Source organism: Flavobacterium riviphilum (assembly GCF_055231795.1).
Genome location: NZ_JBUYSY010000003.1, coordinates 1 through 16,024, shown reverse-complemented (window position 1 = coordinate 16,024; position 16,024 = coordinate 1). Strand labels below are relative to the sequence as shown.

Annotated in this window: 19 protein-coding genes; 14 read left to right on the top strand and 5 right to left on the bottom strand. The window is 37.8% G+C overall.

The annotated features are described in order from the left end of the window. The first annotated feature begins 192 nt into the window (after positions 1-192). The 7 genes from ACZIX2_RS04950 (at position 193) to ACZIX2_RS04920 (ending at position 6,627) form a co-directional block, all read left to right on the top strand. Positions 193-1,347 carry a lycopene cyclase family protein gene (locus ACZIX2_RS04950; protein WP_463338979.1) on the top strand — a complete coding sequence of 385 codons (1,155 nt, stop codon included), beginning with the start codon at positions 193-195 and terminating at the stop codon, positions 1,345-1,347. A 58-nt stretch (positions 1,348-1,405) separates the two neighbouring features. Then, positions 1,406-1,753, top strand: coding sequence for a hypothetical protein (locus tag ACZIX2_RS04945; protein ID WP_463338978.1), 348 nt, complete (start codon positions 1,406-1,408; stop codon positions 1,751-1,753). A gap of 70 nt (positions 1,754-1,823) precedes the next feature. Further along, positions 1,824-4,208 (top strand): TonB-dependent receptor, encoded by a 2,385-nt coding sequence (locus tag ACZIX2_RS04940; protein WP_463338977.1) that lies wholly within the window; start codon positions 1,824-1,826, stop codon positions 4,206-4,208. Between the two features lie 18 nt (positions 4,209-4,226). Continuing rightward, positions 4,227-4,787, top strand: coding sequence for a type 1 periplasmic binding fold superfamily protein (locus tag ACZIX2_RS04935; protein WP_463338976.1), 561 nt, complete (start codon positions 4,227-4,229; stop codon positions 4,785-4,787). 144 nt (positions 4,788-4,931) lie between these two features. Further along, positions 4,932-5,720 carry a threonine/serine exporter family protein gene (locus ACZIX2_RS04930; RefSeq protein WP_463338975.1) on the top strand — a complete coding sequence of 263 codons (789 nt, stop codon included), beginning with the start codon at positions 4,932-4,934 and terminating at the stop codon, positions 5,718-5,720. Between the two features lie 3 nt (positions 5,721-5,723). Further along, on the top strand, positions 5,724-6,221 hold the full coding sequence (locus tag ACZIX2_RS04925; RefSeq protein WP_463338974.1) for a threonine/serine exporter family protein: 498 nt from the start codon (positions 5,724-5,726) through the stop codon (positions 6,219-6,221). A gap of 91 nt (positions 6,222-6,312) precedes the next feature. Next, complete coding sequence (locus tag ACZIX2_RS04920) at positions 6,313-6,627, top strand: HPF/RaiA family ribosome-associated protein (protein ID WP_463338973.1); 315 nt, start codon at positions 6,313-6,315, stop codon at positions 6,625-6,627. An 84-nt stretch (positions 6,628-6,711) separates the two neighbouring features. Here ACZIX2_RS04920 and ACZIX2_RS04915 read toward each other — a convergent pair whose 3' ends face one another. Then, positions 6,712-7,251 (bottom strand): outer membrane beta-barrel protein, encoded by a 540-nt coding sequence (locus ACZIX2_RS04915; RefSeq protein WP_463338972.1) that lies wholly within the window; start codon positions 7,249-7,251, stop codon positions 6,712-6,714. A gap of 147 nt (positions 7,252-7,398) precedes the next feature. Between ACZIX2_RS04915 and ACZIX2_RS04910 the strand changes: the two genes are divergently transcribed. The 4 genes from ACZIX2_RS04910 to ACZIX2_RS04895 all read left to right on the top strand — a co-directional run bounded on the left by ACZIX2_RS04910 (position 7,399) and on the right by ACZIX2_RS04895 (position 9,666). Continuing rightward, on the top strand, positions 7,399-7,908 hold the full coding sequence (locus ACZIX2_RS04910; protein ID WP_463338971.1) for a nuclear transport factor 2 family protein: 510 nt from the start codon (positions 7,399-7,401) through the stop codon (positions 7,906-7,908). Between the two features lie 70 nt (positions 7,909-7,978). Continuing rightward, entirely contained in the window at positions 7,979-8,653 is a 675-nt protein-coding gene (gene trmB, locus ACZIX2_RS04905) for a tRNA (guanosine(46)-N7)-methyltransferase TrmB (RefSeq protein ID WP_463338970.1), read from the top strand. 33 nt (positions 8,654-8,686) lie between these two features. Further along, positions 8,687-9,331, top strand: a complete 645-nt coding sequence (locus ACZIX2_RS04900; RefSeq protein ID WP_463338969.1) for a LysE family transporter — start codon at positions 8,687-8,689, stop codon at positions 9,329-9,331. Then, a complete protein-coding gene (locus ACZIX2_RS04895) occupies positions 9,331-9,666 on the top strand; it encodes an MGMT family protein (protein WP_463339190.1) in 336 nt (111 codons plus the stop codon). Before ACZIX2_RS04900 ends, ACZIX2_RS04895 begins: the two co-directional genes overlap by 1 nt. A gap of 19 nt (positions 9,667-9,685) precedes the next feature. On the opposite strand, the gene ACZIX2_RS04890 is transcribed toward ACZIX2_RS04895, so the two are convergent. The 3 genes from ACZIX2_RS04890 to ruvC form a co-directional block, all read right to left on the bottom strand. Then, complete coding sequence (locus ACZIX2_RS04890; protein WP_463338968.1) at positions 9,686-10,453, bottom strand: cyclase family protein; 768 nt, start codon at positions 10,451-10,453, stop codon at positions 9,686-9,688. An 85-nt stretch (positions 10,454-10,538) separates the two neighbouring features. Next, positions 10,539-11,762, bottom strand: a complete 1,224-nt coding sequence (gene hemW / locus ACZIX2_RS04885) for a radical SAM family heme chaperone HemW (protein ID WP_463338967.1) — start codon at positions 11,760-11,762, stop codon at positions 10,539-10,541. Positions 11,763-11,764: 2 nt separating this feature from the next. Continuing rightward, positions 11,765-12,361 carry a crossover junction endodeoxyribonuclease RuvC gene (gene ruvC, locus ACZIX2_RS04880; protein WP_463338966.1) on the bottom strand — a complete coding sequence of 199 codons (597 nt, stop codon included), beginning with the start codon at positions 12,359-12,361 and terminating at the stop codon, positions 11,765-11,767. A 100-nt stretch (positions 12,362-12,461) separates the two neighbouring features. On the opposite strand from ruvC, the gene ACZIX2_RS04875 reads away from it, so the two are divergent. Together ACZIX2_RS04875 and ACZIX2_RS04870 are read left to right on the top strand one after the other, a co-directional pair. After that, complete coding sequence (locus ACZIX2_RS04875) at positions 12,462-13,436, top strand: hypothetical protein (RefSeq protein WP_463338965.1); 975 nt, start codon at positions 12,462-12,464, stop codon at positions 13,434-13,436. Beyond that, complete coding sequence (locus ACZIX2_RS04870; protein WP_463338964.1) at positions 13,433-14,536, top strand: glycosyltransferase family 2 protein; 1,104 nt, start codon at positions 13,433-13,435, stop codon at positions 14,534-14,536. Before ACZIX2_RS04875 ends, ACZIX2_RS04870 begins: the two co-directional genes overlap by 4 nt. Positions 14,537-14,684: 148 nt before the next feature. On the opposite strand, the gene ACZIX2_RS04865 is transcribed toward ACZIX2_RS04870, so the two are convergent. Continuing rightward, the gene (locus ACZIX2_RS04865) at positions 14,685-15,140 is read right to left on the bottom strand and encodes a hypothetical protein (protein WP_463339189.1); all 456 of its coding nucleotides are present in this window, start codon (positions 15,138-15,140) and stop codon (positions 14,685-14,687) included. Positions 15,141-15,463: 323 nt separating this feature from the next. Here ACZIX2_RS04865 and ACZIX2_RS04860 point away from each other — a divergent pair, with 323 nt between their 5' ends. Then, on the top strand, positions 15,464-15,961 hold the full coding sequence (locus tag ACZIX2_RS04860) for a DUF456 domain-containing protein (RefSeq protein ID WP_463338963.1): 498 nt from the start codon (positions 15,464-15,466) through the stop codon (positions 15,959-15,961). The last annotated feature ends 63 nt before the right edge of the window (positions 15,962-16,024 follow it).

Genomic DNA, 16,024 nt, shown 5'->3' with positions numbered 1-16,024 from the left:
CAACAACTTAAAATAAAAGTTTCAGACAACAAGTAGCGAACAACTTGAAGTCTGAAACTTTTTTTTAACCCTTTACACACACTCATCAGCTGCTTTTAAAACATTAACCCTACTGCTAGTCCCCAGTACTTAAATTCATAAATAAAATCATTTTTATGTTTTCATATCCGATGGTTTCTTTATTTTTGAACTATGACTTCCAATGCCAGCACACAATACGATTATATCTTTACCGGAGTAGGCTTAGCCGCATTAATGACGGCTTACAAAATGACACAAAACCCTTTTTTTAAAGACAAAAAAGTTTTGTTCTTGGACGATCGCCCAAAAACTTCGAACGATCGTACTTGGTGTTTTTGGTCCACCCAACCTACACTCTGGGACAAGGCCGTTGTACAGCATTGGGACACTGCAAAATTTGCTTGTAGCCATTTTGAAAGAGATTTACAATTACGTCCTTATCAGTACTACATGATTCGAGGACTTGATTTTTATCAATTCGTGTGGGAAGAATTAAAACTACATCCAAATTTCATCTTTGTTAATGAAAAAGTTACCGCCATTGAGGAAACTGAAGAACAAGTATTTGTTCAAACCGCCACAAACACCTATTTTGGAAAACGTATTTTGAATAGTATTTACGATCCAACACGAGTAGTAGCTCAGAAAAAATATCCCATCCTCCAGCAACATTTTATTGGATGGACCGTACAAACAAATGAAGCTGTTTTTACCCCCAACCTCCCAACCTTCATGGATTTTTCGGTGGCGCAGAAAGGCAATACTCGATTTATGTATGTTTTACCCAATTCGCCCACTGAAGCTTTAGTTGAATACACCCTATTTTCGGCAAACCTATTACCCAAAGAAGAATACGAAACCGAAATTCAAAATTATCTTGAAAAATTAGGCGTTAGCCAATATAAAATTCTAGAAAAAGAACAAGGCAGCATCCCTATGACCTGCTATCCCTTTTGGAAAGCCAACACAAAAAATGTAGTCCATATTGGCACTGCTGGTGGCTGGACCAAAGCCAGTACAGGATATACCTTCAAAAATTCGGATAAAAAATCCTCAGCTTTATTATCTTATTTAGAACAGAAAAGGCCCTTTACCCAATTTCATAAGAAAACCAAATTTTGGTGGTATGATCGCTTATTGCTCGATATTTTGGACCGTACCAACGAAAAAGGCAGTGAGATTTTCTCTAGTTTATTTCAAAGAGGAAATCCTCGCCTGATTTTTAAATTTTTGGATGAGGAAACTTCCTTTTTTGAAGACCTACAAGTTATTATAAAATGCCCAAAATGGCCTTTTATCAAAGCCTTGTTTCGACTATTGCGCTAATTATCATATATTTACAAAATTAGTTTCATTTCAATAGTTTTCCCTACATTTGTAGCCTATGAAAAACACCACTTTCATATCGAGATTTTTCTTGATGCTGCTATGGGCTACTGCGTTATTTCAAACGGCGCACAGTTATACCCACATGGTGGAAGAAATTGGTGTACCCGAGTGCCATCATAAGCAGTATGCGCACCAAAAACAAATCACACATGCCCATCATTATGCCAAGGATTGTTCGGTTTGTTTTTACTCTGTTAGTCATTTTTTAGCACCAAGTGCCACTTTCTTTGAAACGGCAAATGTAAATTGGGTTACAAAAAAGACTACTATTTATACTGATAGTTCTTTCCATGACACTACCCCTAATTGGTTTTCACTTCGCGCTCCACCAGTAGCAGCCTAACCTACAACACTCGTCATTTTCAATTCCTGAAGATGACTTCTCTCTTATTTTAACATTTTCGAATAAAAAAATGCAAGCAAAAAGCTGTAGTATTTTGGTATTCTTTTGGTTCACTGCAGTTGTTTTTTCACAAAACAAACTGAGCGGTACCATTACTACTGAAACGAAAAAAAACCTTGAAGGTTGTCACGTACATATTGGAAATAAAACGATAAACACCAACAAAAAAGGGTTTTACGAAATCAAAAACTTGCCTTCTGGTACGTTGAAGGTGTCGTTGTCCTATGTGGGTTATCAAACTATTGACACGGTGATTACATTGACATCCGATACTGTATTGAATTTTGTGATGAAGCAAAATACAGAGGCTTTGTATGAAGTTTTGGTGAAGCAAAAAAACACGACACCCAATCAGTCGGTGCTGGAACAAAAAGTAAAAGCAGCCACAATTGAGAAGTTTAGTAATCAGTCCTTGGGCGATGTTTTGCAAGAAGTAGCTGGTGTTTCGGGTTTAAAGACTGGAAGCACCGTGGTCAAACCTATTGTAAACGGGATGTTCGGAAGCCGAGTACCTATCATCAATAACAACGTCCGTATGCAAGATCAAGAATGGGGAACAGAACACGCTCCCAATTTTGACATCAATGCCGCGGGAAAAATAACGGTGATTAAAGGCGCATCGGGCTTACAATACGGTGGCGATGCTGTGGGAGGTTTGGTAATTTTAGAACCGATTCAAGTGCGAAAAGACACCTTGTTTGGAAGAACAATGCTCAATTTGGCTTCCAACGGAAGAGGTGGTTCGGTCACTACAAGTGTACACAAAGGCAATGCCCTTGGCTGGAGTTGGAACGTACTCGGCACTTTCAAATATATGGGAGATCGCGAAGCTCCCGATTATGTCTTGTCGAATACTGGTAACCGCGAATCCAATTTTACGGGCGATGTAAAGTATACTGGAAAACATTATTTCCTGTCAGGGTTTTATAGTTACTACAACGCTACTATCGGAATTTTGAGTGCAGCACACGTTGGGAGTACTAATGACTTGTATGATGCAATAAAGAATAAACGTCCTTCAGTGATTAAGGATTTCACTTATACTATCGCCAATCCAAAACAAGAGGTACAACACCATTTGGCGAAGTTGAATTATCAGTACTATTTTGATGAGACGGCTTCTCTTTATTCGCAATATTCTTTTCAATTCAATAAGCGATTGGAATTTGATATAAGAAGAGAATCCTATAATAATCTAGCGGCTTTGGATTTAGAATTGTTTACCCACAATTTAAATGTAGATTTCAAGAAAACCTACCACGATTGGCATTTGAAATCTGGAATAAATGCAGGTTTCCAAAATAACTTTGCCAGTCCTGCCACGGGTATTCGTCCGTTGATTCCCAATTATGAAAAGCTGGACGCTGGAATTTATGGAATTGCGAGTGTTTCCTTGTCAGACGGTTTGGTTCTAGATGGTGGTTTGCGCTATGATTTTTCAAAAGTAGATGCCAAAAAGTTTTATTTTAAAAGTAGATGGATTGAAAGAGGCTATGATGTTCTTTTTCCACAATTTGAGGTAAGAGAGGTGGGAGACCAAATTTTGGCACACCCAAGTTTTACTTTCCATAACCTATCGGCTAGTCTTGGTTTTAGAAAAACGTTCGACAAGCAATGGGATTGGTATACTAATATTAGTTTGGCTGCAAGGAATCCTAATCCATCGGAATTTTTCAGTGATGGATTGCATCATTCTACTGGTATGATTGAATTGGGAGATTTGGCATTAAAGAAAGAACAATCGCTAAAATTATCATCGACCCTACAGAAAACATGGAATAATTTTTCGCTTGAAGTAAATCCTTACATCCATACGGTACAAAACTATATGTTTCTACGCCCAATTCGCCCTGAAAAAACAAATCGTGGTACGTTCTTAGTTTGGGAATACCAACAAGCCAAAGCGCTACTGGGTGGATTTGATGTACAAACGAATTGGACAATCAATTCGCAATGGCAACATCGTTTTACGATGGCTTATATCAAGGGGGATGATCTAGATAATGACGAACCGTTGATCGATTTGCCTCCATTTCAATTTACCAATACCATCGTATTCAAGAAAAAAGAATGGCATGATTTATTACTAGAGTTAAAGAGCGAGGTTGTGACCCAGCAACAATCCTATCCTAATAACAATTTTGAAATTACCGTCATTGAAAATGGTAATTTAGTGCCTAGAGAGTTGGATATTAGCACGCCGCCGGCAGGGTATCATTTGCTTCATTTTTACAGTGAAATAAAATTCAAAACGTTTTACAAAACCACGACTACACTTGGTTTTTCTATTCATAATATATTCAATACAAATTATAGAGATTATCTCAACCGCCAACGCTTCTTCGCAGATGAAGTAGGGCGTAATTTTCAACTACAAATTAAATTTAATTATTAACAAACAAATTTTACAACAATGAAAACAATTCAATTAATACCTCTAGCGTTACTTACTTTATTTAGTTTAAATGCATGCAGCAATGACGATCCTATTCCTGTGAACGAAGAAGAAGTAATTACCTCTATTGAAGCAAAACTTAAAGCGGGAGATGTCGAAATTCTTCTTAAATCTAGAGACCTAGATGGTGACGGTCCTAATGCTCCAGTTGTAACCGTTTCTGGTGATTTGAAAGTGAATACTACGTATTATGGTAGCCTTCAAGTACTAAATGAAACCGTAAGTCCTTCTATAAGTCTTAATCCTGAGATAATTTCGGAAGGTGATGAACACCAATTTTTTTATCAAGCGCCATTAAGTATAGGATCATTTAAGTATGTTGATAAAGATGTAAATGGAAAACCCCTTGGTATACTTTTTACTCTAACCACAGCCAAAAGCCCAAGTACTGGTACTATTACTATCACACTAAAGCACCTTCCAATAAAAGGCGCTCCTGGTGTTGCTGATGGAGATATTACCAATGCAGGAGGGGCCACAGATGCCTTAGTAAGTTTTCCCGTTAAAGTAGTCAACTAGGTTAATCTTACAAAATAAAAGCTAAAAAGCGTTACTCGAGAGAAAGTAACGCTTTTTTTTATGACCCTTCCATCGTTTGCGTTAGTAAATTTAATGAAAAGGCGCTTTTTCGAAATTTTGCTTATTTCAAAAAATGGTAAATTTGTGAAAATCGAAACATTCATGGAAGCTACAACTAAACCCTCCAAATACGAACTTGGCGAAATGCTCTTAGAAATCGCCTCTATTCTTATGGTATCGGGTGCCAACACCGAGCGCATCAAGATTACCATAGATCGTATCTCGGCAGCTTTTGGCTGTCACGCTGATTTAATGATCACGAATCATGCGCTAATGATTACGCTGAGTTATCACAACAAAAGTAAAACCTTCACTCAAGTAAAGAAAATTCCAAGCATGCATCTTAACTTTAATCTGATTTCAGAAATCAGCATTATGAGTTGGAAAATTGTGTTAGAAAAATGGAGTGTAGAACGGGTAAATCACGAACTAGCCCAACTAAACAGAAAACCACTGTACCCAAGATTTTTGGTACTCTCGGCAGTAGCCCTAGCGGGTGCTTCATTTTGCAAATTGTTCGGCGGCGGTTACACCGAAATGGCCGCTTGTTTCATCGCTACTTTTGCCGGCCTTTATGTGCGACAAGAAGCCATGAAATTGAAATTTAACTTCTACTTATGTGTGTTTTTTGCAGCAGCTACAGCGGCTTTAATCTCGGGTGGTTATTTCTACTTTAATCCTACGTTGACCTACATTCATGCCTTTTCTACTTCGGTTTTATTTTTAATTCCTGGAGTCCCCATGATGAATTCCTTTAGCGATTTGATGGATGGAAAAATCTTAAACGGAATAACTCGTGCTGTAAACGTTTTGATCATTGCATTTGCCATCGCCATGGGCTTGTTGATGGGAATATTAATTTATAATTTTTAAACCATGGAAGTACTCTTATTTTTAGAAAAAGGAATCTGGTTAGGATTTGCCGCTATAGGTTTTGCCTTACTGTTCAACGTACCTAAAAGAGCCTTAGCTGCCATTTTTGTAATAGCCGCCTTAGGAGGATTAACCAAATTTTTCATGATGGAATACAATGTAGGCATTGTACTTGCCACACTTTGCGGAGCCTCTTTAATAGGTTTTCTTAGTGTATTGGCAGCGCATCAAAGAAATTGTCCTCCCATAACTTTTGCCATTCCCTCTGTAATCCCAATGATTCCAGGAATGTTTACCTACAAAGCCATGATTGCTATAATTGAGCTTACCGAGAAAAAAGACCCTGAAACTTACGCCTCAATATTTTTTGAAGGAGTCAACAATGGTACAAAGGCCATATTCATCGTTATCGCGCTTGCCATAGGAGTAGCTGTCCCACTGTTAATTACCCGAAAAAACACCGTAAAACGACTTCATAATGATGAAGAATGGGAAGCGTAACGGCGTTTTTATGGCGAAATCTTCGACAAAAACGCTAGGTTTTTATCTTATTTTTCTTTAAATTTGAGTATAACTTAAAATAAGAATAACGATGAAAGTACAAATCAACACCGACAAGAATATCGAAGGACATGAGAGATTAGAAGCGTATTTTTCTGGTGAAATAGAAAAGTCTTTGGCTCGTTTTGAAGATAAAATTACTCGAATTGAAGTGCATTTTGGGGATGAAATAAGCAATAAAGCTGGAGTTGACGACAAACGCTGTTTGATTGAAGTTCGCGTTGCTAATAGCCAACCTGTGGCCGCTACTGAGCATGCTTCTTCTTTAGAAAAAGCCTTTTCAGGGGCAGTAGAAAAAATAAAGCGTACCTTGACCACTGTTTTTGAAAAACAGAAAGCTTACTAAATCTTTCCCTTCGCGGAATATTATACCCAAAAGGCGATGTCAACTCTAATGACATCGCCTTTTTGTATGAAAAATAACGAAGTTTTAAAAAGTAAGGGCTGCCCCTACTTGAATCACCTGATTCTCTGAATTTGTGAAACGAGCTACTTCTTTAAAACTACCGATGTATCTGCCGTTGATAGAAAGCCCGAAAGGTAGATTTAATGACATACCCACCGCCCATGCGGTATCAAAATCTCTAAAATCAGGATTCAATGGCCCTCTAATTTTATCGCTTACTTTAAAACCAAATTGTGGCCCAGATTCGATGCTGATTATTTTCATCAAATACAATTTTGCCAATACCGGCACTTGAATATAATTCAAATCAAAATCAGATGTAATGGTAGAGAACCCTTGTTTTGAAAATTGTATCTCGGGTTGTATAAACAACATACTAGGAATAATTCCTACTTCGCGATAGATGCCTGCATAATACCCATTGTTATTTCTTACTTCAGGGAAATTACCTCTACTAGCAGTAGATAAATTAGCTCCAGCTCGAATTCCGAAATTTTGGGAAAACACACTTTGAGAAAAGCTAAACATCAGAAAAGTCACTAAAAAAAAACGAACGGTCTTCATAACACTTTGATTTTGTTGGTTTAACACTTCAAAAGTAATTCAAAAATCGATTGTTTTGACAACCTATTCAAAATTTTAAACCTAAGATTGAATTAACGAATAATTTTCATTTACTTTTGTTTACCCTTGATTTATAACACCATACCCATGAAAACCATTACAACCCTTGCGTTTTTTTTCTCCTTTGCATTGATTCCAAGTGTGCTTTTTTCGCAATCGACAGTCCAAAAAGAAATCGGTCATAGATTGGATCAATGGCACCAGGCTGCCGCTGAAGCAAAATATGCCCCCTACTTTGAAATGATGACTGATGATGCCATTTTTATCGGAACAGACGCTACAGAAAACTGGAACAAAACTGCTTTTCAAGCCTTCGCCAAGCCCTATTTTGACCGAGGTAAAGCATGGCATTTTACCCCCATAGAACGGCATATTTTTGTAGATTCCAAGGGAAAAACTGCTTGGTTTGATGAATTACTTAGCACGCAAATGAAAATTTGTAGAGGCTCAGGCGTGTTAAAAAAAGTAGGCAATCAATGGAAAATCCAGCATTATGTGCTCTCCATGACCATTCCCAATGACAACGTGAATGAAGTAGTAAAAATCAAAACCCCTTTGGAAAATGCGCTACTTGAAAAATGGGGTTTAAAAGAATAAATTGTTTTGCAACGTAAAAAGAGAGGCTTCAAATAATAATGCTTATTTTTGCCGAAAATTATAAAATACCGTGGGAAGTAAAAATAAATTAAAACGATTCAAAGAAAACGAAACCTTCAAGAATGTATTTCAACCTACAAGAGAAGAAGTCGTAGGCGAATTATTCCCTATGAAAGGGAAATGGAATAAAGAGTTTTTTAAAAATGACCATCCCATAGTTTTAGAATTGGGTTGTGGCAAAGGGGAGTATTCTGTAGGTTTGGCCGAAAAATATCCCAACAAAAACTTTATTGGAATCGATGTTAAAGGCGCCCGATTTTGGAGAGGAGCCAAAACGGCCATTGAAACGGGCCTAGACAATGTGGCTTTTGTTAGAACACAAATCGAATTGATCAATTATATTTTTGCCGAAAATGAAGTAGACGAAATCTGGATTACGTTTCCTGATCCACAAATCAAATATAAACGTACCAAACACCGAATGACCAATTCGGAATTCTTACAGTTGTACAAAAAGATTCTCAAAAAAGACGGTGTTGTCAATCTAAAAACCGATTCCGAATTCATGCACGGTTATACTTTAGGATTGCTTCATGGTGAAGGACACGAGGTTTTGTATGCTAATCACAATGTCTATAAAAACGAAGGTAGCCCAGAAGAAGTAACTTCGCTAAAAACCTTTTACGAAAAACAATATTTAGCCATCAACAAAGCCATTACCTTTGTTCGGTTCAAGATAAAATAAACATCAAAATAAGCTCCAAATCCCATAAAAGCTATGCCCTTAACAGGATCTTTTTTACTTGGTTTTATTAGCGCGGTTGTGGGTACAGCTTTACCCGGGCTGATCAATATGACCGCGGTTAAAGTCAATTTAAAAGAAGGAAAAAAAACCGCATTATGGTTCATCGTTGGCGCGGTAAGTATTATATTTTTTCAAACGTTCATAGCACTTTTGTTTGCCAAACAAATAGACCGAAGCCCTTCACTTATTATCTATCTCAGAGAACTTGGAGGGGTTATTTTTTTTCTGCTTACCATTTATTTTTTGTTTTTGGCCAAAACCCCTAAACTCAAAGAAGGTAACATAAAAAAATACAGCAAAAGTTCTCGTTTCTTTTTGGGAATACTACTTTCGGTGCTTAATTTTTTCCCCATCCCATATTATATAGTTTTAGGAATCACTTTTTCTTCCTACCGTCTTTTTACCTTTGAGAATTCATCCATCTCTCTTTTTGTTAGCGGTGTAGTCTTAGGAGCTTTTGCCATATTTTATGCCTATGTGGAATTTTTCAATTCCATTCAATCCAAGGCCGATTTTATGATGCAGAATATGAACAAAATCATCGGTTCCATTACAGGATTAATCTCGGTGATTACCTTATGGAATATTTTAAATCATTACTTTTTTCATTGGTACTAATGCAAGAAGCGTCTTTTTTTGAACGGGTCTACGAAGTGGTACGCCAAATACCTTATGGAAAAGTGACCTCCTATGGGGCCATAGCCAAAGCATTGGGCACAGGTCGTTCAGCTCGAATGGTGGGTTGGGCAATGAATGCGTCACACAATTTAGAAGATGTACCCGCACATCGTGTGGTCAATCGAAAAGGACTTTTAACAGGCAAACACCATTTTGATGGCAGCAACCTTATGCAACAGTTATTGGAAAGCGAGGGTATTATGGTTCAAAACAATCAAATCGTACATTTTGAAGCCCATTTTTGGGAACCCGAAGTGACAACTCAAGAGAAATAACACTTTCTTTATTTACAGCCTAAAGCAACGTGTACAATACGGGTTTACTTGGACTGGCATCATTTTCAAAAGAAGCGATTTGCAAATTCAATACATAAGGACCATCTAGCACTTCGTCGGGTACGTAAATCATTTCGGTAATGGTGCAATTTAGTCTTGCATCTGCATTAAGGTTATTCACATCTTTTACATTCCAAAACGCTTTGTGTGCCACTAATTTCCCTTCATCTTTCTCTTTGTCTACACTAGGCAAATCGATTAATAAGTGTTGGATACCGTTTTCACGAATAAAATGCGCTGCTTCTTCCGTTAGATACGGCGGATTGGTATTCGAATAGTTTTGGTGTTTTTTTCGTTTGAAATTGGGCAAAGTTCTAATCACAATCGCTTCTGGCATAGTAACACCAAGTACTTTTTTTAGCTGATTTCTAGTAATGATTAAATCTTCTCCTTGCATTTCTGGCACCACAGAAATCAATTCGGCTCGAAAGAAAAACTGTTGCAAACATTGATTCACACTGTAAAATTCACGTGTGATATGCCCCAAACATTCGGTATGCGTCCCGTGCCCGTGCGGATTGAAAAAGATGTTATTAAAATTGGTCGAGGAACTTCCTTCGGATACTTTCCCTACCCAATCCCCAAAAACCACGGGTTCAATGACAGGTTTTTCGATATACCAAGCAATAGGATTTTCGTCGGTATTGGTCAAAGGAATCGAAATATCAATAGGTTTTGATAGGTCGATTATAACAGTTTGGTCAATTAGTTCTATTGTGGCTTTCATCGTTTAAACACTAAGTTCACTAAGAAGTCACAAAGAACACAAAGCTTAGTAAACTTAGTGATTTCCTTGTGCCTTTGTGGTTAATTTACTCTTCCAAATTTAAATAAAACAAATCACTCGCAATTCCATCCGTCAAGAATTTTCCTTTTGAGGTAGGTTTCAAAATATTGTTCTCAATAGCGAGCAACTCATCCTTTATGAATTTATCAGATTGTTTAATTAGATAATCTAAATAGCGTTCTCCAAATTCTCTTTCTATTCTTTCTAAAGCGACGCCCCAAATCGTTCGCAATCCTGTCATAATGTATTCGTTATAACGGTCGGCCGTCGATAAAACCTCAACTTCATTGGGCAATTGATCTTGTTGCATAGCTTTCAAATACAAAGCATTATTCGCCACATTCCAACTTCTCGAAATCCCATCATAACTGTGCGCCGATGGACCAATTCCGATGTATTTTTTCCCTAACCAATAGGCCGAATTGTTCTTCGAAAAAAAATTCTCTTTCCCGAAATTGGACAACTCATAATGAATAAAACCATTTTTCTCGAGGGTTTCGACTAGTATTTGGAAATGCTCTTCGGCTACTTCGTCTTTAGGTGCATCAATTTTACCCTTTTGAATGAGTGTATTCAAAGCCGTTTTGGGTTCTACCGTCAAGGCATAACTCGAAATATGAGGCACACCAAAACGCAATGCTGTTTCGATATTTTGCTGCCATTGTTCATTACTCATCCCTGGAATTCCATAAATCAAATCGATTGAAATGTTGTCAAAATATTGAGTCGCGAGTTCCAAACATTTTTGAGCTTCTTCCGAATTGTGCGCACGATTCATCATCGCTAAATCGGCTTCAAAAAACGACTGAATTCCAATTGACAATCGATTAATTCCAATTTTCGAAAGCTCAATTAAATATTCTTCCGACAAATCATCAGGATTCGCTTCAAGTGTGATTTCTGGATTTTGAGCAACTTTATAATTCTCATAAATTGTATCTATCTGCAATTTCAAATCTGCAATCTGCAATCTGCTCGGCGTTCCTCCTCCAAAATAAATCGTTTCCACTTCCGAGAATTCAGGATCATTTTTGTCACTTCGAGCGCAGTCGAGAAGCTCATTTTTACGCATTTGCAATTCTTTGGCAATAGCCAAAACCATCTCCTCTTTTTTCTTCATCGAAGTCGAAAAATGAAAGTCGCAGTAGTGACATGCTTGTTTGCAAAAGGGAATGTGAATGTAGATAGCCCCTCCCGACCTCCCCGAAAGGGAGGAGGCAAAACTGGAAATATAATTTGAAAAAGCCATAATTATTTTTTCTTTTTCGGAGCGTTTATAGACAAGCTATTTCCCCCTTTGGGGGTTAGGGGGCTGTTTTCCTTCACAAAAGCATCCCAACCTGAGTACCTTTTTTCTCCGATTGTTTTTCCAGAATTGAAGAAATGACAAACTGCCGCAGCCAAACCATCGGTTGAGTCGAGGTTTTTAGGTAATTCTTTTAGTCCTAAAAGTTGTTGTAGCATTTTGGCCACTTGTTCTTTACTTGCGTTTCCGTTGCCGGTGATGGCCATTTTTATCTTTTTGGGTTCGTATTCGGTAATGGGAATATCTCTGGAAAGTCCAGCAGCCATCGCCACACCTTGCGCACGCCCTAACTTCAACATCGATTGTACGTTTTTACCAAAGAAAGGCGCTTCAATCGCGATTTCGTCGGGATGGTGCGTTTCGATTAGCTCAATGGTCCGCTCGAAAATGACTTTCAATTTTTGGTAATGGTTGTCGTATTTGGACAAAATCAACTCATTGAGCTGAATAAATTCCATTTTTTTATTGATAACCCGAATCAATCCAAACCCCATAATCGTAGTTCCTGGGTCGATGCCTAATATGATGCGTTCGTTTGACAATTTTTTAGTTTTAAGTTTACCGTTTCCAATACAAAGTTTGTTGTTTCTTTGCAAAATAATTTTTCACACAACAATTCACCCTTTGGGGGCTAGGGGGCCTATGATTTCAATTCCACACAAAACTAAACAATTCCTTGTACTTCTAGTCAAACTTTTGATTGTAGGGGGAGCGTTTTATTTTATCTACAACCAACTCGCCAATAATGACCAACTCGATTGGGAGAAGTTTATCAAGTTGTTTCGCAAGAATCAATCCGTGGGAGGCATTCTTTTCATTCTCTCGTTTAGTGTCCTGAATCGCTATTTCGAAATTTTAAAATGGCAAAACTTAGTCCGTTTTCTACATCCTATTTCGGTAGGCGAATCCACCAAACAAGTGTTGGCTGCTTTGACTGCGGGTTTGTTTACCCCAAACGGAGTAGGCGAATACGCTGGAAAAGCTTTGTATTTTGATAAAAAATCAACCAAAAAAATCATCTTTTTGAACTTGATTTGCAACGGAATACAAATGATTTTGAGTATTGTTTTTGGGATTTTTGGTTTGTTGTATTTCAATGCCATTTTCGCCATTATCAAACCCAAAACCGTGCTTTTACTCTTTGGAGGACTTGTATTTATCGTACTGATTGTGTTTTTTTCAAAGAAAATCAACATTAAAGGGTATTCCATCGAGAAACTTATTCATAAAATCAACGAAATTCCAAAAGCAATTCATCAAAAAAACATACTGCTTGGAACCTGTCGCTATTTGGTGTTCTCGCATCAATACTATTTTTTATTCTTAGCTTTTGATGTGGATTTACCTTATCTGACTTTGATGGCGGCGATTGCTTCGGTCTATTTTCTGGCTTCGTCTTTGCCTACTTTTCAGTTTTTGGATTTTGCGGTAAAAGGAAGTGTGGCGGTATTTTTCTTTGGAGTGTTGGGCGTAAACGAGTGGATTGTGGTTTTCATTTCGACTTTGATGTGGTTTTTGAATGTAGTCCTACCAGTGGCCATTGGAAGTTATTTTGTTTTGAAATTTAGCCCCCTTGCCCCCGAAGGTGGAAACATTAATCTCAAAGAAAAACAATGATTTTTGTTTTACTAGGCATAGCAATCGTTTATGTGCTGGCTATCAGTTGGCTCATTTATGGTTATACCAAAGTGTCCTTGTATAACAAAAAAGAGGTGCCTCCAAAAACTACCTTTTCTATTTTAGTACCTTTCCGCAATGAAGCCGAAAATTTACCGATTTTACTAGAAAGCATTACCAAACTCAAATATCCAACGGATTTATTTGAAGTGGTATTGATTGATGATGCATCGGAAGAAAAATTCCAAATTCCAAATTCCAAATTTCAAATTACCCTAACCAACTCTATTCGACAATCGAATTCTCCGAAAAAAGATGCCATTACCACAGGCATTCCTTTAGCTAAAAACGAGTGGATAGTCACCACCGATGCCGATTGTATTGTTCCCAAAAATTGGTTGCTCACGATGGATGATTATATCCAAAATCATACGGTCGAAATGATTGCTGGGGCGGTTACTTATGAGTGCAAGCCTTCGTTTTTACATCATTTTCAGCAATTGGACTTGACGAGTTTACAAGGCGCCACTATTGGAAGTTTTGGAATTAACAAAGGTTTTATGTGCAATGGTGCCAATTTTGCTTATACAAAATCTCTTTTCCAAGACTTAAATGGATTCGCAGGCAATGAAAAAATAGCCAGCGGCGATGATGTGTTTTTGCTGCAAAAAGCCATAGCGCAATGTCCAGAAAAAGTACATTATTTAAAATCGAAAGACACGATTGTCCGAACACAACCCACGGATAGCTGGAAAGCCTTGTTCCATCAGCGCGTGCGTTGGGCTTCGAAAACTAGCTCTTATCAGAGTCGGTTTGGGATAGGATTAGGATTAGTCGTTTTTGCAGGCAATCTTAGTTTGATTTTGGGATTGGTATTGGGATTTTTGGGTTGGATACCGTTTCTCTATGTCGCTTTACTTTGGCTAACTAAATTTATGGTAGACTCGATATTGCTCTACACCACCCATCGTTTTTTGTGTCCTTCCAAAATGCGCTATGGGTTAGCCAGTAGCTTACTCTATCCTTTTTTTAGTACTAGTGTGGCTTTGTATGCTGTTTTTGGTTCTTACGAATGGAAAGGGAGGCGATTTGAAAAATAATCGTTTAACTTAGCTCGACTGCTCTAGTCTAGATGGACACGAGCGAAGCGAACTGACGAAGTAAACGGCTTCCTTTGTCTCCGGTCCCAAAACTTCGGGATCAGGAGCGACAGATATAGTGGACAGCTGGAAATAGCTCCTAAAAAAATTATTGTGTTTTTAAAATTACCGGCAAAATAAATTGTGTTTTCACAGGAATGCCTCGTTTAATGGCGGGATTTACTTTAGGAAAACCGACTAAACGAGCGCGAAGAATACTATCGATTTTGATGGTATCATAAGCCACAGAATCTTTGGGAAATTGGGGTTCAAATTTCAATGTCGAATTGGGATAAACCGTGACTTTAACTTCAATAGTATCCAGCTCTGGATACAGCGCCGCCAAGGTATCTACGCTTAATTTTTCTTGAATAAGCTGTGTCAATCGCTCAAAAAAGCACTGTTGTTGTTGCTTTTTATCGGTTATTGTTTCACAATCTACCAAAGAAGGATATTGATCAACTTCTTTCCAATTGATCGATTTTAATTCTTTTTGCAACAATTCCTTTTCAGAGGGAACTTGTTTTTCAAAATATTGACAGGAGACCAACAGTAGGGCCAACATATAACAATAACCGATTCGCCATGCCGTTTTCGGTACTGAAAGGGAATTGATATACACACTCACTTGCTTTGTTGTTTTAAAGGTGGATTGGTCAAACTTTTTTAGATAATTCGAATGCAATAGCGTCGCACCAACGACAAGGCTATTAGGCTACAATAAAGTACTACAAATTTATTCAAAAATCCTAAAATGTAACCAAACTGATGCAAAGAAATGATATTCTGTTGGGCTTTGCACTAAAAATCATTTAAAAATTCAATCCAAAGGCTAGACGGTGGTTAACAAAATATTTTATGCTAACTTTATAAAAAAGAATTATGGATATGGATATAGTACTTTTACTCCTTGGATTATTCTGTATGATTGTAGGCATTTTGGGCAGCTTTCTTCCTGTATTGCCAGGGCCAGGATTAAGCAGTTTGGGCTTACTTTTCTTATTTGCCACCCAAGCTATTCCGGCCAACTATTGGGCCATTGGCATTAGCCTGCTGCTAGCATTAATTCTAACGCTTTTGGATTATATAATTCCAGCACAAGGAACCAAAAGATACGGTGGCAGCACTTATGGTGTTTGGGGGACTCATGTGGGCTTACTCATCGGATTACTGTCTCCAATTCCATTAGGCTTTATCATCGGCCCCTTTATAGGTGCGTTGGTGGGCGAATTACTCTATAACAGTCAAGATCACCACAGAGCCATTCGAGCGGCCTCGGGTTCGTTTATAGGTTTTTTAGCTTCAAGTTTTTTGAAATTTGTAGTTTGTAGTATACACTTAGGCTATTTTATATGGCTAGTTTGGCAATACAAATCGATATGGTGAGTTGTAATTTGCACTGTATTCCCCTAAAATACTTATAAAAAAAGAAATGAGAGCGTTTAAAAG

Coding starts and splice junctions, on each gene's coding strand:
- ACZIX2_RS04940 (WP_463338977.1), top strand. CDS start 1,824: ATGCAAGCAAAAAGCTGTAGTATTTTGGTATTCTTTTGGTTCACTGCA.
- ACZIX2_RS04875 (WP_463338965.1), top strand. CDS start 12,462: ATGATTTCAATTCCACACAAAACTAAACAATTCCTTGTACTTCTAGTC.
- ACZIX2_RS04895 (WP_463339190.1), top strand. CDS start 9,331: ATGCAAGAAGCGTCTTTTTTTGAACGGGTCTACGAAGTGGTACGCCAA.
- ACZIX2_RS04915 (WP_463338972.1), bottom strand. CDS start 7,251: ATGAAGACCGTTCGTTTTTTTTTAGTGACTTTTCTGATGTTTAGCTTT.
- ACZIX2_RS04925 (WP_463338974.1), top strand. CDS start 5,724: ATGGAAGTACTCTTATTTTTAGAAAAAGGAATCTGGTTAGGATTTGCC.
- ACZIX2_RS04935 (WP_463338976.1), top strand. CDS start 4,227: ATGAAAACAATTCAATTAATACCTCTAGCGTTACTTACTTTATTTAGT.
- ACZIX2_RS04945 (WP_463338978.1), top strand. CDS start 1,406: ATGAAAAACACCACTTTCATATCGAGATTTTTCTTGATGCTGCTATGG.
- ACZIX2_RS04920 (WP_463338973.1), top strand. CDS start 6,313: ATGAAAGTACAAATCAACACCGACAAGAATATCGAAGGACATGAGAGA.
- hemW (WP_463338967.1), bottom strand. CDS start 11,762: ATGGCTTTTTCAAATTATATTTCCAGTTTTGCCTCCTCCCTTTCGGGG.
- ACZIX2_RS04860 (WP_463338963.1), top strand. CDS start 15,464: ATGGATATAGTACTTTTACTCCTTGGATTATTCTGTATGATTGTAGGC.
- ACZIX2_RS04890 (WP_463338968.1), bottom strand. CDS start 10,453: ATGAAAGCCACAATAGAACTAATTGACCAAACTGTTATAATCGACCTA.
- ACZIX2_RS04870 (WP_463338964.1), top strand. CDS start 13,433: ATGATTTTTGTTTTACTAGGCATAGCAATCGTTTATGTGCTGGCTATC.
- ACZIX2_RS04950 (WP_463338979.1), top strand. CDS start 193: ATGACTTCCAATGCCAGCACACAATACGATTATATCTTTACCGGAGTA.
- ACZIX2_RS04865 (WP_463339189.1), bottom strand. CDS start 15,140: ATGTTGGCCCTACTGTTGGTCTCCTGTCAATATTTTGAAAAACAAGTT.
- ACZIX2_RS04900 (WP_463338969.1), top strand. CDS start 8,687: ATGCCCTTAACAGGATCTTTTTTACTTGGTTTTATTAGCGCGGTTGTG.
- ACZIX2_RS04910 (WP_463338971.1), top strand. CDS start 7,399: ATGAAAACCATTACAACCCTTGCGTTTTTTTTCTCCTTTGCATTGATT.